Below are 18,692 nucleotides of genomic sequence, written 5' to 3' on the forward strand. Positions count from 1 at the left end.
TCCGATCTCCGGGAACGCTCTCTCGTCAGTAATCCACCGGATCACGGATTATCGGACAGGTCATGCAGTGGCCGCCGCCACGACCGCGGCCTAGTTCCGCGCCGATGATGGTAATGACTTCTATGCCCTCCTTTCGCAGCAGCGTGTTTGTATAGGTGTTGCGGTCATAGGCGTACACGACGCCCGGCGATGCACAGACCAGATTTGCGCCACTATCCCATTGGGTGCGCTCGCGGACGTAGGCATTGCCGCCGGTCTCAACAACACGCATCTTTTTGAGGCCGAGCGAGTCGCGCACCGTCTCGACGAAGGTGCCTTTGTCCTTATGCAGTTCGACGCCGCCCTTGCCGTCCGGCCGGTAGGAGAACGCCTCGATGCCATTGACGATATCGGGGTAGAGCAGCACGCAGTCGCGGTCGGCAAAGGTGAACACCGTGTCGAGATGCATCGCCGCGCGCAGTTTCGGCATCGCCGCGACGATGACGCGCTCGGCCGCGCCCTTCTCGAACAGCGTCGCAGCGAGCTGGCTGATGGCCTGACGCGAGGTGCGCTCGCTCATGCCGATCAGAACATTCCCCTTACCGATCGGCATGACGTCGCCGCCCTCGAGCGTGGCGAGGCCCCAATCCTTGGTCGGGTCGCCCCACCACACGTTGACCTTGCCGGCGAAGTCGGGATGGAACTTGTAGATCGAGGTGGTGAGGATGGTCTCCTCATGCCGCGCCGGCCAGTAGAGCGGGTTCTGTGTAACGCCACCATAGATCCAGCAGGTGGTGTCGCGGGTGTAGAGCGTGTTCGGCAGCGGCGGCAGTAGATACTCGTTCACCCCGGCCGCGTCGCGGATCAGCTCAAGCTGTTCGCCGCCGATGGATTCGGGGAACTCATGGGTTGAGAGGCCGCCGATCAGCGTCTCCGCCAGATCGCGGTTGGAGAGCCCCTCCAGATAGGAGCGCACCTCGTCGACGAGGCCGAGGCCAATCTGGTTCGGCACCACCTGATTGTCGAGGATCCATTTCTTCGCCTCGGGGACGGCGACAGTTTCGGCGAGGAGGTTATGCATCTCCACCACCTCGACGCCGCGATCGCGCATCTTGGTCATGAAGTCAAAATGGTCGCGCTTGGCGTTGTCGACCCACAGCACGTCATCGAACAGCAGTTCGTCGCAGTTGCTGGGCGTCAGGCGCTGATGGGCGCGGCCGGGCGCGCAGACCATGACCTTGCGAAGCTGCCCGACTTCGGAATGCACCCCGAATTTCGTTTCCATCGCCATGGCTTGTGCCTTTCTCGTCAAGGTGTAATGGCGCCGGTCAACAGGCCGACGAAACCGGCGAGTCCAGCGACCAGTGTGACGGCGAAGATGATGAGTTCGACCGATGTGAAGATCCGCGCGTTCTGTTCGCGCCGCGCCCAGAGGTACAGGACGGTTCCCGGCACGAAGAGCACCGCCACCAGCAGGACGTATTTCAAGCCGGCGGCCAGAAACATGACAAGCGTGTAGACGACGGCGATCCAGGCGAATAACTGGTCGCGCCCGCGCTGACCAGGCGAGGTCTCGTACCCCTCGCCGCGGCGGGCGATCAGCACGCCATAGCCCGCGACCAACAGGTAGGGCAGCAGCGCCGTAACGCTTGTCATGTCGAGCATGAAGTTGAAGGCGTCACGCGACCAATAGGTTGAGATGACGAATAGCGAGACGACGATATTGGTCAGCCAAAGCGCGTTGGCGGGAACCCGGTTGCCGTTCTGCGCCGCGAAAAGCTTGGGCATGTCCTCCGACTTCGCCGCGGCGAACAGTACCTCGGCGCAGATCAACGACCAGGCGAGATAGGCGCCGAGCACTGACACCAGCACGCCGATGGAAATGAACACCGCGCCCCAATGTCCCACGACCAGTTCGAGCGCGCCGGCGAGCGAGGGCTGTTGGACTCCGGCGATGGCCGCACGCGTAGCCGTGGCGTAGGGCAGAAGAGTGATGGCTACCATCAGGCCCGTGACGCCGACAAAACCCAGAATGGTGGCGGTGCCGACATCCGAACGCTTCTGGGCGAAGCGCGAATACACGCTCGCCCCCTCGATGCCGAGGAACACGAAAACGGTGATCAGCATGGTGTCGCGCACCTGCGCCAGCAGGGTCTTTTCCGGCATGCCCACGCCGCCGAGGAAGTTCTCGGAGAATTGCGTGTAATTGAACGCGAACGCCATGGCGAGGATCGCCACGATGATCGGTACGATCTTGGCGACCGTCACGACGCTATTGATGAAGGTGGCCTGCTCGACGCCGCGCAGGATCATGAAATGGAAGGCCCAGATGCCAACCAGTGAGACGACGATCGCGGTCGCGGTGCTGCCATCCCCAAAAATCTCCGGGAAAAAGCGTCCGAGCGTCGATCCGATCAGCACCCAGTAGAAGACGTTTCCGAGGCAGCTTCCGAGCCAATAGCCGAACGCCGAGAGGAAGCCCATATAGTCGCCGAAGCCGGCCTTGGCATAGGCGAAGACGCCGGAATCGATATCCGGTTTCTTCTCGGCCAGCGCCTGGAACACCCGGGCCAGCATGTACATGCCGGTTCCGGCTATCATCCAGGCGATGATGGCGCCGAACGGGCCCGTCGCGGTGGCGAACCTGCCGGGCAGATTGAAGATACCGGCCCCGATCATCGATCCGACAACCATTGCGATCAGGGCGAACAAGGACAGCTTCTGCTCGGACTTACTTGCCACGTGCCTCTCCCGAGTGATCGGAAATCATCTGTGCGTGAGCCAACGAGCGGGCTGGAATTTCAGTACAAACGGAACCCTATGCTTTTGGCGTGGTCGTGAAATTAGCTGAGAGTCTCATTCCTGTGCATCGCGTCTCTATTTCGAAGCCTCGACGCAATACACCGCCGCAGTGGAGTTACATCGGCTGGACTTGTGACTTTCTCCGATGCAGCATCGGGTGAGCGACCTGGACCGGTTTAGCAATTCGGACGGATTTCGCTTGTGCAATTGAAGACCGGCTCGAGACGCGGCCATGGCATCCCAGACCTCGCAGAAGCTTTCGCTCGCGGCGCTAACGGCGATGGTGGTCGGATCAATGATCGGCGCCGGCATATTTTCGCTGCCTCGTACCTTCGGCAATGCCACCGGACCGGTCGGCGCAATCATCGCCTGGTGTATCGCCGGGACCGGGATGTATACGTTGGCCCGCGTCTTTCAGGCGCTCGCGGAGCGCAAGCCCGAACTCGATGCCGGCATCTTTGCCTACGCAAAAGCCGGCTTCGGTGACTACGCTGGCTTCCTTTCTGCGTTTGGCTATTGGTTGGTTGCCTGCATTGCCGACGTCTCATACTGGGTTCTGATCAAGTCGACGCTCGGCGCGTTCTTCCCGGTTTTTGGCAACGGTGACACGGTCCCGGCAGTGGTGGTCTCGTCGATCGCACTCTGGCTGTTCCACTTCATGATCCTGCGCGGGATCAAAGAAGCTGCCGTCATCAACACCGTTGTTACGGTCGCAAAAGTCATTCCCATCCTTACCTTCATTTTCATTCTGGCCGGAACGTTCAAGGCGAACATCTTCGTCAGCAACCTATGGGGCGGAGAGCTGGCATCGCGAAGCGGTCTCTTTGAGCAAATCCGAGCGACCATGCTGGTCACAATCTTTGTGTTCATTGGGATTGAGGGAGCAAGCGTCTATTCTCGCTATGCCAAGGAACGCTCCGATGTCGGCAGGGCGACGATCGTCGGTTTCGTCGCCGTTTTGTTCCTGCTGGTGCTGGTGACGCTTCTGCCGTATGCCGTCCTTACACAGGCGGAAATCGCGGGAATGAGGCAGCCATCCATGGCTTCCGTTCTCGAGGCCGTCGTCGGTACTTGGGGCGCGGTTTTCGTCAGCGTAGGGCTGATTGTTTCCGTGCTAGGCGCTTATCTCGCCTGGTCGTTGATCTGTGTCGAGGTGCTGTTCGCGGCCGCAAAGAGCGGCGACATGCCAAGGATTTTTGCGCGTGAAAATGCCAACAAAGTCCCGGCCGCCGCGCTGTGGCTGACCAATATCGTCATTCAAGTCTTCGTTATAAGCACGCTTTTCTCGCAGGATGCGTTCGCGCTCATGGTGAAGCTGAGCAGTGCCATGGTGTTAATTCCTTACCTGCTCGTGGCTGGATACGGCTTCCTTCTCGCTTTACGCCGAGAGACTTATGGAACCCAACCCGCACAGCGATCCCGCGACTTGATCGTGGCTGGCATTGCCGCATTGTATGTTGCGTTCATGATCTACGCAGGCGGCCTGAAATTTCTGTTGCTGTCATCTATTCTCTACGCACCCGGTACGCTGCTCTATGTTCAGGTCAGACGGGAACAGAACAAGCAAGTGTTGGTCGGCGTAGAATGGATAGTGTTGGCGGCTGCGGCACTTGGTTGCCTCGTTGGCATTTACGGAATTGCCAGCGGCGACATCATTATCTAGCTGAGCGAGCGCTTAAGTTCCTTGGCCGACAAGACATACCAAGGAATGTCTGGCCTAAATCAAGTGCGTAATCCGGTTACCCTCCGTAGAATGTCGCCGCGAAGTGCTGTCGGCTATTCATCCCTGAACTGACAATCAGCGTGCCAATCGGTCCTGGTTGGCAACGCATGGGAGACGTCATGGGTATCGCAGCTCGCTTTCTGGCCACGACGACAGTTGCGATCCCTTCAGCCAGACCGCAGTTGCCGCGCCTTGCGGCTCTGAAATGCGGAACCAGCCTGCTCGGCGCAGAAGGATAGCGATCATGAACGACAGCCTCTCGCCGCGCGAAATCGTGCGGGCAATGGTGGATCTCGGCGCCGCTAAAGCCGCTCACAGCGCTCCTGATCTTTTGATCCGCGGCATGCTTTCCGGGGCGCTGCTTGCCTTCGCGACGAGCATGGCCCTGGAGGGTGCGCTTCAGACAAATGTCGCGCTCGTCGGCGCTCTCATCTTCCCGGTGGGGTTTGCCATCATCATCATCCTTGGCCTCGAGCTCCTGACCGGGAATTTTGGCCTGGTACCCCTGGCCGTCCTCGCTCACCGCACGACGGTCGGCCGGATGTTGGCCAATTGGTTCTGGGTTTTCGTCGGCAACATGCTCGGTTCGCTCATCTTTGCCGGGCTGTTCTATGTCGTCCTGACCGATGTCGGCAATGTTAGGGCGAGTGCGCTCGGAGATCATCTGCGTGCGCTCGCCGAAGCCAAGACGATCGCCTATGAGCCGTATGGATACGACGGACTGGTGACCGCCTTCGTCAAGGCCATGCTCTGCAACTGGATGGTCTGCCTCGGCGTCGTCATGGGGATGAGTTCGAAGTCCACCCTCGGCAGGATCGTCGGATGCTGGTTGCCCATATTCGCCTTCTTCGCGCTCGGATTCGAGCACTGCGTCGTCAACATGTTCGTCATTCCCATGGGGATGATGCTCGGGGCCAAGATCAGCTTCGCAGACTGGTGGTACTGGAACCAGATACCCGTGACCTTGGGCAACATTGCTGGCGGTTTCCTCTTCACCGGACTTCCTCTCTATTGGACCTACCTGAAGGGCGGTGCAGAAGACGTGCCTGCCCCTGCGGCGAGGATGTCACTCGGCCCGGCCGAGTGATGGACCAGCATTCCGGCGAACATATCTTCTTCCTCCGCATTGGGCCGCCCACATTGCTTCGCGAAAGAATGTAGTCGTTTCGAAAAGAAGGCCTCAGTCGGGTCCGCCATGGTGGCGCCGACAACACCCAGCCGAACAGCTTCGATTGGACACGGCTAGAGCCAGGAAAGGCGCCGGCACATGCCTGACAGACCAGATGTGCAGTCCCGAACCAGAGGATGGCTGTGGCCGTCAGGTTCGCGGCCGACCGAGTTCAGTCCGGATCACAAATTGCAATCGCCGCCATTGCGCATCGCCTGATGACCACGAACATGACGCAACTCGACCTTCCGCCTGATGTTTCGCCGCAGCCGAGTTTTCGTTCGGCTGACGCTTCTTCTTCAGAAAGCGGCGCGGCGGCCGAGATCACTGACGAACGCAGGCGAGCGATCGTCGCGGAGATCCCACGGCTGCGTGGTTATGCGCGCGCGCTGTTGCGAGACCGCGATGCCGCCGACGACCTTGTGCAGGACAGCCTCGAACGGGCGCTGTCGAGGATGGCGAACTGGACGGCCGGCGATACGCCACGCCGCTGGCTGCTCACGATCATGCACAATCTGTTCGTCGACCAGTTGCGGCGCGCCAAACGCCATGCCCAGGCAGTGATCACGATCTCAGAAACGATAGATGCGATCGCGACGTCGCCACAGGCCGACAGGCTCGTATTCGTGGACGTATTCTCGGCGCTTCAGCAGATCAATCCCGAACGACGCGCAGCACTCGTGCTAGTCGCGGTCGAAGGCCTCTCCTATGCCGATGCCAGGAAGGCGCTGGGCATTCCCGTGGGGACACTGACGTCGCGGATCGCCAGGGGCAGAGAGGAGCTGCGATCGATCCTCGAAGGTGTCTCGCAGCCAGGCCAACCAGGGTGAGCAAAGAATGAACCGTCACCGTTTTCAATGATGAACCAAGGCCCCTGCCGTCCACACCGGCGCTGCGTCACGGGGTCATATCCGCCGAACGGCGGAGGGTCGAGAACCGCTGGAGCGAGCGGGCGGAATCGATAGATTTTCGCGCGATACCGGATGACGACTTTGCCATAGCTATTGATTTGCGCTTCGAAGGCCCAACCGTTCTGCAATCCGTACCAGGTCGGGCAAGGTCCGCACCGCCATCTTCCGCATGAGATGCCCGCGATGGATCTTGACTGTAATTTCGCTAAGGCCCATCTCGCCCGCGATCTGCTTGTTCATCAGGCCCTTGGTCACGAAGAACATGACTTCCTTTTCACGAGAGGTCAAAGTTTCGTACAGGGCTGATATCGTCGCCGCTTCCTGGTCGGATTCCCACCTTATGCGGTCGTTTTCGAGCGCGCCGAAGACCGCATCAAGCATGTCCTGGTCCCGGAACGGTTTGGTCAGAAAATCGATCGCTCCGGCTTTCATCGCGCGCACCGACATCGGGACATCCCCGTGTCCAGTCATGAAGACGACGGGCATTTGAATGTTCGACTTTGCAAGGTGAGCCTGGAAATCGAGGCCGCTCACGCCGGGCAACCGGATATCGAGCACGAGGCAGCTTGGCGTTTCCGGCAGCTTGCCCTGCAGGAATTGGCTGGCGGAGGCGAACAGTTCGACATGCAGCCCCACGGATCTGAACAGCCCACTCAGGGCATCGCGCACAGCGTCGTCATCATCGATGACATAGACTGTCGGCGCAAAAGCGGTCGACGCGGTTTGGCCTGGATTGGAACCTGCTGTCACGATAGCAATCCGCTCTCACGATTCCTGCTCCGCACGGCCCAGGAATGGCACAACGCCATCTTAGCATATTAATTTGGCAACGAGCCCCGCCACTAGGCGAGACGTGGTCGCGACTGTCGGTAATGCCGAGGGGGCTGGGATGGCTTCCGCGCGCTACACCATCAATATCACCAATCCACCCATCGGCGCATGTGCGCTGATGTTTCTGCAGTCGCGCCCTCTTGTGCAGCGGGGCTAGGCAGGCGATCGCCGAAACCTGCCTGGAATTCAACCGCACAGGCTGACGGCAATCTTCCCGGAACGAACGCAAAATTCCGATTTGGAACGCACGCGACTTCGTTCCGAAAGCAATGGCGGTGGCAGCGCTCGGCTCATCACGAAGACGTCATTCCGGCTTGATTTCGCGTGGCCAGTTCAGCGCATCTTCGATGCACCGGATCATGGCGGCGGCGTCAAAAGGCTTGTAGAAGAAGCCTGCCGCCCCTGCAGCGAGGGCATTTTGCCGGGTCCGTTCGTCAGGATAGGCCGTGATAAGAATCACCGGAACGGTGTGGCCACGTGCCAAGAGCAACGTCTGCAGTTCCAACCCGTTCATTTCCGGCATCTGCACATCGGTAATGACACAGCAGGCGTCGGCGAGCCGTGGCGAACGCAAGAGTTCCTCGCCAGAAGCAAACAGGTTCGCGGCAAAGCCGCAGGAACGTATCAGATTCGCGGTGGACGTGCGGACCGCCTCGTCGTCGTCAACTATGGCAACCATCGGAATTTTCGACACATCGGTGTCCCCCGGAGACTGTGTCGCCCGGCGTCGCCCGGCGCGATCTCATCTCGGCGCCAGCATACGAACGTAGAGCCAAGACCGAAATCATACAGAGGTTTGACTAGCCTGAGGTTCGCAGGCAGCGATGCCGCGACCTGGCGACCGGTCGGAGAACCGTACGGCTACACAGCGGCGTCAACGTTCAACCGCACGGTGGGATCATTGTCGCACGGCACCGGCGACCTCCCTGCACAAGGTTGCCGACATCGCCAGACGCGCCCAAGGCGCCGCCGCCAATAGTAGATACCATCGTATACGCAGCATAGCTGATGATATGATTCATTCAGACGGCCATTCAATGGAGCAGATTTCCCACCCGTGTACCTTGACCAGCAAGCAGAAGAAAATTCTGAGGCTAGAGGAGCACGGGCCCAATGCAGTTCCACTCATTGTCTGCATCCGAATATTACGATCGGCAACCGAGAGAAGATCGGCCCGTCCTTCCTCGACGCGACGGCATGGTCCGAGCGATGCATGTCGCCGACCCGCCTCGAACGCCTGAGGTCGGCTCGTCATTGTTCGACCCATTCGACGCAGGCAACGGCGCCTACCCGGTGGCGCCAGACTGCCGCATGATTTCGATCCCCCTCACTCATATGAATGTGGTTCTCTCGGTGTCCGCTGCAGCGATGCCGCAACCCCGTCGCGGCGGTCTAACGATGCATGCAAATGCGGCGACAGACCCTGATCCTACGGCGGCGCCCAGTGGGGCCATGGCGCAATTTGCCCAAGCAGGCCAAAGCGCGATCGACGGTCTGAATGTTTTCCACGCGCCTCGGGACCTAGGCCTTGCCGAACTGGTCCCGGAACGGCACTCCTCTGATCCGGTCGTCCAGCGTCTTTCCAGGGCGCTCGAGGCGGCAGAAGACAGCCATGATGGATTTGGCAACCTCTATGCCGATGCAGTCCGCCTTGCCATCGTAACCCGCTTGCTCACGCTGCGCTCAGATCCGCAGCCAGACCCGGATGAGCCGGCGGCACGCTCTACGGCCGCCCTGTCCAAATGGCGATGGAAGCGCGTCGTCGAATACGTCGATTCACATCTAGATGAGACGATTACGCTCGCCGACATGGCAGCAGTGGCGGGGCTCAGCCGAATGTATTTCGCCGCACAGTTCCGGGCGGCCACCGGCATTCGCCCGCATGAATTCCTGCTGCGGCGACGGATTGACCGTGCCAAGCAGATGCTCATCGAGACCGAGATGACCCTGGTCGACGTGGCGCTGAGCGTGGGCTTTCAGAACCAGGCCCATTTCACCACGGTCTTCGGACGTTTCGTTGGCGAGACACCCTATCGCTGGCGTTGCGGCAATCGCAGGGATGTCGCAGATCGCCCTTTCGACAGCGATCCCGTCGGTTGGCGCCACCCGCCACGTGGGTCGGACACGCGGCCCATTCAGCTGGCAGCTCTGGGAGAGTTGCCGCCCCGCAGCTCTGCCGGTGCAACATAGTCGACAGCGCTGGCGGCAGCACTGCGATGGAAAGATGTTGCTTGCCGGAAGGCTTCTTGCCCACACAGGATTCTTCAGCTCTTCGTAGAGGCGTCTCCAATGGCCAATGACATTCGTCCTTACAATGCCCCGGCCGGCGGATGGGGAGCGCTCAAGTCGCTAGGCGAACACCTTGTCGAGCAGGGAATCCCGATCAAGGGGGCGGCCACTCTGGGGCGCATGAACCAGCCGGAGGGATTTGATTGCCCCGGCTGCGCCTGGCCGGACCCCAAGCACACTTCATCCTTCGAATTTTGCGAGAACGGGGGCAAGGCGGTTGCCTGGGAAGCCACGGCGAAACGCTGCACGCCGGAGTTTTTCGCCGCCCATACCGTTGCCGAGCTTTCAAGCTGGAGCGATTTCGATCTCGAGATGGTCGGACGCCTAACCCATCCGATGGCCTACGATGCCGCATCCGACCATTACGTGCGGGTCGGTTGGGACGAGGCCTTTGCAACCATTGCCCGCCACCTCAACGGATTGCCGGATCCCAACATGGCCGAGTTCTACACATCCGGCCGCACCTCGAACGAGGCAGCGTTCCTCTACCAGCTCTTCGTGCGAGAGTTCGGCACCAACAATTTCCCCGATTGCTCGAACATGTGCCACGAGGCTACCAGCGTCGGCCTGCCGCACTCGCTCGGCGTCGGCAAGGGTACCTGCCTGCTTTCCGATTTTGACAAGACGGACTGCATCTTCATCTTTGGACAAAATCCGGGCACGAACAGCCCTCGCATGATGACGAGCCTGCGCAACGCCTCGCGGCGCGGCGCAACCATCATGTCCTTCAATCCGTTCCGCGAGCGCGCCCTGGAGCGCTTCCAGTCGCCCCAGAGCCCGGTCGAAATGGCAACGCTTACGTCGACACCGATCAGCGCCAAGCTTTATCAGGTGCGTGTCGGCGGCGACGTCGCCGTCGTCAAGGGGCTCATGAAAGTGCTCATGGAAGCAGACGATGCGGCGCGGGCGGGCGAGCTGCCGGCGATCCTCGACTGGGATTTCATCAAGGGCCATACGACGGGTATCGAGGCTCTCACCGCCGACCTGCGAGCGACGCGATGGGACGACATCGTCTCTCAGTCAGGGCTCGCTAGCGAGGACATCGAATACGCCGCTCGCGCCTATATGCAGGCCGAACGAGCGATCATTGTCTATGGCATGGGCATCACGCAGCACCGGCGGGGAGCACAAAACGTGCAGCAGCTGGCCAATCTCGCGCTGCTGCGCGGTCATATCGGCCGCGAGGGCGCCGGACTTTGCCCGGTACGCGGCCATTCCAACGTCCAGGGCGATCGCACGGTCGGCATCACCGAAACGCCGACAAAGGAATTTCTCGATCGGCTTGAGCACCGCTTCGGCTTCAAGCCGCCGTCCGAACATGGCCACAATGTCGTGACCGCGCTGGAGGCCATGAAAGACGGGAAGGTGAAAGTGTTCTTCGCCATCGGCGGCAACTTCGTGTCAGCCATCCCGGACTGGGAGGTAACCCGCGCTGCCTTGCGCAAGCTCGACCTGACGGTCCAAGTGTCAACCAAGCTCAATCGCAGCCATCTGGTACACGGGCGCGATGCGCTGATCCTGCCTTGCCTCGGGCGCACCGAAATCGACGTCCAGGCAACGGGGCCGCAGTCGATCACGGTCGAGGATTCGATGTCGATGGTGCACGCGTCGGCGGGCCGCAATGTTCCGGCGTCGGAGCACCTGATGAGCGAACCTGCAATCGTCGCCGGCATTGCACGGGCGACGCTGGGTGCAGGTTCCGTCGTCGACTGGGAAAGCTTCACCGCCGACTACGACCTTGTCCGCGACGCGATCGAAGACGTGTTCCCGATCTTCCAGGGTTACAATGCCCGCATTCGCATCCCGGGCGGCTTCCATCTGACATCGAACGCGCGCGAACGCATCTGGGCGACAGTTTCCGGCAAGGCGAATTTCCTCGTCTTCGACGGCCTCGGCGAGGATCCGCCCCTGGACAGTCTCGACGCTCTATGGCTGACGACGGTGCGCAGCCATGATCAGTACAACACCACGATATATTCGATGTCCGACCGCTATCGCGGTGTCTTCGGTCAGCGCGACGTGATCTTCCTAAACGAACAGGAGATGGAAAGGCGTGGCCTCCAGGCCGACGACCGCGTCGACTTGATCACTCTGTCCACCGACGGCGTTGAACGCCGCCTGTCCAATTTTCGGATCGTCCCGTATGCCTTCCCGAATGGCAGCTGTGCGGCCTACTATCCCGAGGCAAACCCCCTCGTGCCGCTCTATGCGCACGATCCGATCAGTTTCACGCCCTCCTTCAAAGCAATTCCGATTCGCATTTCGCGGTCGCGTACCGAGGCGGTTTGATCATGGGTGAGGTCGAACTCGCGCGCCTTCATGACCAATGCCGATCCTATCCCTGGCGGCTAGACCGCGGCGATCTTCAGGCCGCGTCGCGCTGGGTCGCAGGCAAGTGGTCGGACGGGTTCGGTCGCGACACCGAAGGCGCGAGCGGCAGTGTCGAACTGGCGCAGTTTGGGGTTCTGGAACCCTATCTTGCCGAAGCAATCGTGCTTGAGCGGGGAGCAGACTTCATGTTTGCGAGATGGGGCGCGGCGCTGGACGCGCTTTGTGGCGGGGACCGTGGTGGTCACAGGCTGTCTGCGCTCCCCCAACCCAGCCGCGGGCAGCTGCGCCGGCTGTGTGTGCGGGCCGCTGCGGAGCAGCTGCCGCAGGCAAGACAAGCGACCTGGGCGCTCGATGGACGGATTTGGCAGTGTGCGATGCTGGCGCTGCCGACGGCCGGCGACGAGCTTTCCGCCACGCGACTTCTCGTGGCCCTGCTCTTTGCCCCTCACTCAATGTTTGCCGCCCAGCCTCTTCCACGTGGCGAAGCGTTGCGTTGGAGGCGAAGCTCCCACGCACTCCGCGCACGCGCCATTCTGCCGAACTCCTAAGGCGCCCGTCCCCTCCTCCCGCGGGCGCCTGAACTGGCGGTGGGTCGCATCAGCGATCCGCCGCCCCTTTTTTGGTGACCTTTCGGTCGTTGCCGACGGCGGGCGCGCCCATCACATCGCCATCGGACCTGCCCGTTCGTGCGCGACGAGAAAGGCAGGGGTGTTTCTGAAAGACGCCGAACCGCGAAATCGGGATTGTCGCAACGAGCTGCCTCCGCAAACGCCTAGGCCACGGAGCCGGCCCGCAGGATTTGCTACCGCATCGCTGGCCCTCATCTCGGTCATCGGCGCATTCGATTGTTTGAAAAAGGGAAGGAAGAGACCCGTGCGCGAGATCGTCAATGCCATCGCAATTGCCCTCACTCTTGGCCTGTCGGGAGTCGCCGTGGCGGCTGACAATCCCACGCCCAAGCCCGCGCATACCGTGGCGCGCAACGTCGTGCTCGTGCACGGAGCGTGGGCGGACGGATCGAGCTGGGCCGAGGTGATCCCGCTCCTTCAGGCAGCCGGCCTTAGAGTAACCGCGGTGCAGAATCCGCTGACGTCGCTGGCAGACTCGGTCGCGGAGACGCGACGGGCGCTGGCGCTGCAGGATGGGCCAACCGTGCTGGTAGCGCATTCCTGGGCCGGCACCGTCATCAGCGAAACGGGGACTGATCCCAAGGTCACATCGCTGGTCTATGTGGCTGCACGAGCACCGGATGCAGGTGAGGACTTCGTCGCTCTTTCGGCAAAGTTTCCCGCAGGACCCGTTCGAGCCGGCATCCAGGTGAATGATGGCTTCACCAGATTGTCCGAAGACTCATTCCTGAAATACTTCGCGAACGGCGTCGCGCCCCGGCAAGCCAAGATCCTGTATGCGGTTCAGGAGCCCACCGCTGCGACCATCTTCGGCGGACGAACCACCGAGGCTGCATGGCATTCCAAGCCATCGTTCTATGCGGTGTCGAAGCAGGACAAGACGATCAACCCTGATCTCGAACGGTTTCTCGCCAAACGCATGCACGCGACGACGGTGGAGATCGATGCGGGCCACCTGTCGCTGGTTTCCCATCCCAAGGAGGTCGCCGACCTCATTCTGGCTGCGGCGGGCCGATGACATTGGATTTGCCCCGGCGAAGCTATGCGGACGGGCCTGACGGCCTGGGCGGGCCGTCCCGGCGACGGCCCGCCCGCCGCGCGCAGCATCCACATGCTGCTCGCAATGGTCTCGCCCACTGCACTGATGTTGCCCAAACCAGCCCGCCATCGGGCGCCCGGCGATGAGCTTGGCGACGTCACCGGGCAACGCTCGGCGCCAACGCCTTTTGGGCGCAAGGACCGGACATTCGAGGCAATGGGCGCAAAGTCATTTCGGAGACACTGAAAGAAAATCCGGCAATACGGCGACGTTCATCGCTCGAGCCGTTCCGACTAACGTTGCCAGGAAGGTCATCGGCTGAGGCATGGGTATCGTTCGGTTCGCGTTGCGATTTCCGCACACGTTCTATGTGCTGGCTGCCTTGATTCTCTTTCTCGGCGGCGTCGCAAGTCGCGAGATGCGGTTGGACGTCTTTCCGGAAATCAACATTCCGGTGGTGACTGTAATCTGGAGCTATGGCGGCCTCAGCACGCCGGAGATGGAACAGCGTGTAACCACGTACAGCCAGTATGCGATCAGCTCCAACGTCAATGGCATCAAGAACATCGAGGCGCAGACCTTAGGGGGGCTGTCGGTCCAGAAGATCTATTTTCAACAGGATGTGAATCTCGATCTCGCGATCGCGCAGATCGTTTCGGCCACAAACGCCATTCGTGCCCTCCTGCCGCCGGGTATCCAGGCACCGCTCGTGGTGCAGTTCAATGCCTCAAGCGTGCCGGTCCTGCAGATCAGCCTGAGCTCGGACACCCTCAACGAACAGCAGCTCTACGACTACGGCATCTATCGGATCCGCCAGCAGCTGGCCCCGATCCCGGGCGTCACCCTGCCAACACCCGCGGGCGGAAAATATCGCCAGATCATGGTCGACCTCGACCCGTCGAAGCTCCTGGCCAAGGGTCTGACACCGCTCGACGTCGTCAACGCGGTCAACGCCCAGAACCTGACCTTGCCGTCGGGCACGGCCAAGATCGGCAACACACAGTATGTCGTGCGCACCAACGCCACGCCAGCAACCATCGATGAGCTCAACGATATTCCGATCAAGGTCGTGAATGGCGCTACGGTGTTCGTCAAGGATGTCGGCCAAGTCCATGACGGATGGCTCGTTCAGCAGAACATCGTTCGCGAGAACGGCCGGCATTCGGTGCTGCTCAGCATCATCAAGAACGGCAATGCCTCGACGCTGGAGGTGGTCAATGCCGTTCGGGATGCCTTGAAGACGGCGCGCGCCGCGGCGCCTCCCGGCATGGAAATCAAAGAGCTCTTCGACCAGTCGGTGTTCGTCAAGCAATCGATCGCCGGCGTGCTGCGGGAGGGCGTGATCGCGGCCGCACTCACCGCTCTGATGATCCTGCTGTTTCTGGGATCGTGGCGATCGACGCTGGTCGTCATGATCTCGATCCCGCTGGCGATCCTGTCGTCGGTCGTGGCGCTGTATTTCCTGGGCGAAACGCTCAATACGATGACGCTGGGGGGCCTGGCGCTGGCGATTGGCATCCTCGTCGACGATTCGACGGTGACGCTCGAGAACACCCATCGCCTGCTCACCGAGGAAAGACAGACGCTGCCGCAGGCGACGCTGCATGGAGCCGCCGGTATCGCCGTGCCGACCCTGGTGTCGACGCTGGCCATAAGCTGCGTGTTCACATCAGTGGTCTTTCTGGAAGGTCCGGCAAAATATCTGTTCACGCCGCTCGGTCTTGCCGTGGTGTTCGCGATGCTCGCATCCTATGGCCTTTCGCGAACGCTCACTCCGATCACCATCGGATTGCTGCTCAAAAGCGAGCGCCACGGCGCCTCGACGGGCTGGTTCGGCAGGTTTCACGCCAGGTTCGAACGTGGTTTCGAGGCCATGCGCCTGCACTATGCCGAGCTGCTGGCCGTACTCCTCAGGCGCCGGTTCATCGTTCCCGTCATTGCAGCCCTGGTGCTCGCATTGGGCGCTGTACTGACGATGCTCGTCGGTCGCGATTTCTTTCCTGCGATCGACGGCGGCCAGATCCAACTCCATGTTCGCGCCCCCGCGGGAACCCGGATCGAGGAGACGGAGAAGATCTTCCAGGCTGTCGAGGACAAGATCCGCGAGATCGTTCCTGATCGCGACCTCCAGCTTGTCGTCGACAACATCGGCCTGCCGGCGCGTTCCTACAATTTGGCGTTCACGGATGGATCGACCATCGGCGTGAATGACGGTGTGATCCAGGTCGCATTGAAAGACGGCCACGCGCCGACTGCCGACTATGTGCGCAAGCTGCGCACGGCGCTGCCAAGCGCCTTTCCAGACGTTCTGTTCTACTTCCAGTCGGCCGACATCGTCACGCAGATCCTCAATTTTGGACTGCCGGCGCAGATCGATGTCCGTACGGTCGGCTATGACCGCGTCACCAATCTGCGGGTTGCATCGGAGTTGCGGCGCCGCATCGCCGCCATTCCCGGCGTGGTCGACGCACACCTGCAGCAGGAAGTCGACGCGCCGGCGTTCTATGCCGATATCGATCGCACGCGGGCGGCGCAGCTCGGCCTCAATGCCAGCACGATCGCCAACAACATCAATGTGAGCCTGAGTTCCTCCGAGCAGGTGTCGCCTAACTTCTGGACCGACCCGACCACGGGCATTCCCTACTACCTCGCCGTTCAGACACCGGAAAACAAGATCGCGTCATTGAACGATCTCGGCAACACGCCTGTGTCCTCAACCATCAACACCGCCGGCGCACAGGTTCCCGGGCAACTCAGCAACGTCGCGACGTTCAAGCGCGACAGTCTCCCGACAAACGCCAACCAGGCGAACGTCCAGCCAGTCTACGAAGTCTATGCAAGCGTCCAGGGTCGCGATCTGGGAGGTGTCTCCAGCCAGATCAGCACGATCGTCGCCGACCTGCAGAAGCAGCTTTCGCCCGGAAACACCATCCAGGTCATAGGGCAGATCCAGAGCATGAACGATGCCTTCTGGGATCTCGGCATCGGCATCCTGTTCGCCGCCGTGTTCGTCTATCTGCTGATGGTCGTGAACTATCAGAACTTCGGCGACCCCTTCGTCGTCATCCTTGGCTTGCCGGCGACCTTTTGCGGCATCGTGACGATGTTGTTCATCACGGGCACCACGCTCAACGTGCCCTCACTGATGGGTGCGATCATGGCGGTCGGGGTTGCTTCGGCCAATTCCATCCTGCTCGTGACCTTTGCCCGGGACCAGCAGTTGGCAGGCAAGTCCGCGTTCGACGCGGCGATCGACGCCGGTCATACCCGGATCAGACCTGTGCTTATGACCGCGGCCGCGATGATCGTCGGCATGGTTCCCATGGCGATCGGCGGAGCGGGCGAAGAGCAGAATGCCGCTCTGGCGCGCGCGGTCATCGGAGGACTTTTATTTGCAACGCCCACGACGCTCCTCGTCGTGCCGTACCTGTTCGCGATGCTGCGTAGCGGACAGGACGGCAAGACGGCTCACGGCGTCTTCGAAGAGGAAATCGCATGAAACCGAGGCACCGTTTGGATCAGGACGACGACACGGTGATGGATGATGCAATGAAGCGGCCGCCGCGCCGAGGCGGAGGCCGGCTGCTTGCGTTGGGCGCGCTCGCTCTGCTGATGACGGGATTGGCCTATGGCGCCCAAGGGTACTATTCGCGCAACCAGGAACTCGCGGCTTCGGCCAAACAGGCGCGTGACTTCATTCCGCTGGTGCGTGTTGCGGCGGTAAGGCCGAGCGACGACATCGTGAAAGTCAGTCTGCCCGCCACCACAACTGCCTTCGACGTCGCCGACATCTTCGCGCGAGCCAGCGGCTATATCGAGACGCGCGAGGCCGATATCGGGGACAAGGTCAAGAAGGGACAGTTGCTAGCCAAGATTGCCGTGCCGGAACTCGATGACCAGATTTTGCAGGCCCAGGCAACCTTGGGACAGTTCAAGGCGGCGCTGCAACAAGCACAAGCCAATCTCGATCTCGCCAAGGTGACGTGGCAACGAGACAAACCCCTGGTGGACCAGGGCTGGATCACCAAGGAACAGGGTACGATCGACGTCCAAACCCTCAAGGCACAGGAGGCGGCTGTCGGCGTTGCGCAGGCCAACGTGAATGCGCAGCAGGACCAGTTGCGCGTTCTCGACCAGCAACAGGCCTACCAGCAGGTGGTCGCCCCGTTCGACGGCGTCATCACTCAACGCAACGTCGATATCGGCAGCCTGGTGCAGGCCGACACGACCAACAGCACTTTCCTGTTCGCCATCATGCAGGGGGATGTGATCCGTGCCCAGGTCTTCGTCCCCCAGGACCAGGCCTTTGGACTGACCCCGGGGGTCAAGGCCGTGCTCCAGGTCCCCGAAATCCCCAGCCGTTCCTTCCCCGGCACGGTGACGCGGATTGCCGATGCGCTGGCACCGGGCACACGGACCTTGCTGACCGAAATCGACATTCCGAACCCTGACGGTGTTCTCACGCCCGGCACCTATTGTACTGTCGAGCTCCAGATCCCGCGCAAGACACCCAGCTTTTCCGTGTCCGCAGATGCGATCATCTTCAACGCGGATGGTTTGCAGGTTGCCGTGGTCGAGAACGGCATTGCGCATATCCGGAAAATATCGGTGGCGCGCGATCTCGGAACGGAGGTCGAGGTCCGTGACGGCGTCAAACAGGGCGACCTTGTGATCCTGAATCCGCCGGTCGAACTTGCCGAGGGCAGCAAGGTGCAGATCAGCCCTGCAGCCGTCGGGCCAGCTTAGTTCAGTTCCGGACGCCCGGGGTGCAAATGAAGCCCATTTCCCCCTTGGTGCCGTACATGCATCGCGAATTGGCGGTCCATACTATGTCATACATCGATGATACCTTGATATACTACATATTACTTCCACCACTTGCTAGTTAAGTAATGCAGGACGAGAACGGAAGCGGCGAGATCAACTTCGCAACCCGAAAGTTCCCGAGTGCCTGTGGCTCGGAATGCGCGGTGAACAAATCGCCGCCATC

General features: G+C 61.0%; 13 protein-coding genes. 9 read left to right on the forward strand and 4 right to left on the reverse strand.

Annotated elements, in window-relative coordinates; genetic code table 11:
- Positions 1–25: 25 nt before the first annotated feature.
- Positions 26–1,264, reverse strand: a complete 1,239-nt coding sequence (locus tag AC1DZP_RS00815; protein ID WP_477300176.1) for an arginine deiminase — start codon at positions 1,262–1,264, stop codon at positions 26–28.
- A gap of 23 nt (positions 1,265–1,287) precedes the next feature.
- On the reverse strand, positions 1,288–2,721 hold the full coding sequence (locus AC1DZP_RS00820; protein WP_477299825.1) for a basic amino acid/polyamine antiporter: 1,434 nt from the start codon (positions 2,719–2,721) through the stop codon (positions 1,288–1,290).
- A gap of 292 nt (positions 2,722–3,013) precedes the next feature.
- On the opposite strand from AC1DZP_RS00820, the gene AC1DZP_RS00825 reads away from it, so the two are divergent.
- From AC1DZP_RS00825 to AC1DZP_RS00835, 3 genes are all read left to right on the forward strand, one after another.
- Positions 3,014–4,444: a basic amino acid/polyamine antiporter gene (locus AC1DZP_RS00825; protein WP_477299826.1), complete on the forward strand. Its 1,431-nt coding sequence runs from the start codon at positions 3,014–3,016 to the stop codon at positions 4,442–4,444.
- 304 nt (positions 4,445–4,748) lie between these two features.
- A complete protein-coding gene (locus AC1DZP_RS00830; RefSeq protein ID WP_477299827.1) occupies positions 4,749–5,591 on the forward strand; it encodes a formate/nitrite transporter family protein in 843 nt (280 codons plus the stop codon).
- 311 nt (positions 5,592–5,902) lie between these two features.
- On the forward strand, positions 5,903–6,502 hold the full coding sequence (locus AC1DZP_RS00835) for a sigma-70 family RNA polymerase sigma factor (RefSeq protein WP_477300177.1): 600 nt from the start codon (positions 5,903–5,905) through the stop codon (positions 6,500–6,502).
- A gap of 171 nt (positions 6,503–6,673) precedes the next feature.
- On the opposite strand, the gene AC1DZP_RS00840 is transcribed toward AC1DZP_RS00835, so the two are convergent.
- On the reverse strand, positions 6,674–7,336 hold the full coding sequence (locus AC1DZP_RS00840; RefSeq protein WP_477228453.1) for a response regulator transcription factor: 663 nt from the start codon (positions 7,334–7,336) through the stop codon (positions 6,674–6,676).
- 382 nt (positions 7,337–7,718) lie between these two features.
- Entirely contained in the window at positions 7,719–8,108 is a 390-nt protein-coding gene (locus AC1DZP_RS00845) for a response regulator transcription factor (RefSeq protein WP_477299828.1), read from the reverse strand.
- A gap of 419 nt (positions 8,109–8,527) precedes the next feature.
- On the opposite strand from AC1DZP_RS00845, the gene AC1DZP_RS00850 reads away from it, so the two are divergent.
- The 6 genes from AC1DZP_RS00850 to AC1DZP_RS00875 all read left to right on the forward strand — a co-directional run bounded on the left by AC1DZP_RS00850 (position 8,528) and on the right by AC1DZP_RS00875 (position 18,448).
- Positions 8,528–9,604: a helix-turn-helix transcriptional regulator gene (locus AC1DZP_RS00850; protein WP_477299829.1), complete on the forward strand. Its 1,077-nt coding sequence runs from the start codon at positions 8,528–8,530 to the stop codon at positions 9,602–9,604.
- A 99-nt stretch (positions 9,605–9,703) separates the two neighbouring features.
- Positions 9,704–11,992 carry an FdhF/YdeP family oxidoreductase gene (locus AC1DZP_RS00855; protein WP_477299830.1) on the forward strand — a complete coding sequence of 763 codons (2,289 nt, stop codon included), beginning with the start codon at positions 9,704–9,706 and terminating at the stop codon, positions 11,990–11,992.
- Between the two features lie 2 nt (positions 11,993–11,994).
- Positions 11,995–12,582 carry a hypothetical protein gene (locus AC1DZP_RS00860; protein ID WP_477299831.1) on the forward strand — a complete coding sequence of 196 codons (588 nt, stop codon included), beginning with the start codon at positions 11,995–11,997 and terminating at the stop codon, positions 12,580–12,582.
- Positions 12,583–12,952: 370 nt separating this feature from the next.
- Positions 12,953–13,681 (forward strand): alpha/beta fold hydrolase, encoded by a 729-nt coding sequence (locus AC1DZP_RS00865; protein WP_477300178.1) that lies wholly within the window; start codon positions 12,953–12,955, stop codon positions 13,679–13,681.
- Between the two features lie 346 nt (positions 13,682–14,027).
- Positions 14,028–17,201, forward strand: coding sequence for an efflux RND transporter permease subunit (locus AC1DZP_RS00870; protein WP_477299832.1), 3,174 nt, complete (start codon positions 14,028–14,030; stop codon positions 17,199–17,201).
- Positions 17,198–18,448, forward strand: a complete 1,251-nt coding sequence (locus AC1DZP_RS00875) for an efflux RND transporter periplasmic adaptor subunit (protein ID WP_477299833.1) — start codon at positions 17,198–17,200, stop codon at positions 18,446–18,448. Before AC1DZP_RS00870 ends, AC1DZP_RS00875 begins: the two co-directional genes overlap by 4 nt.
- Positions 18,449–18,692: the final 244 nt, after the last annotated feature.

The organism is Mesorhizobium sp. P2_F8 (genome assembly GCF_056403655.1).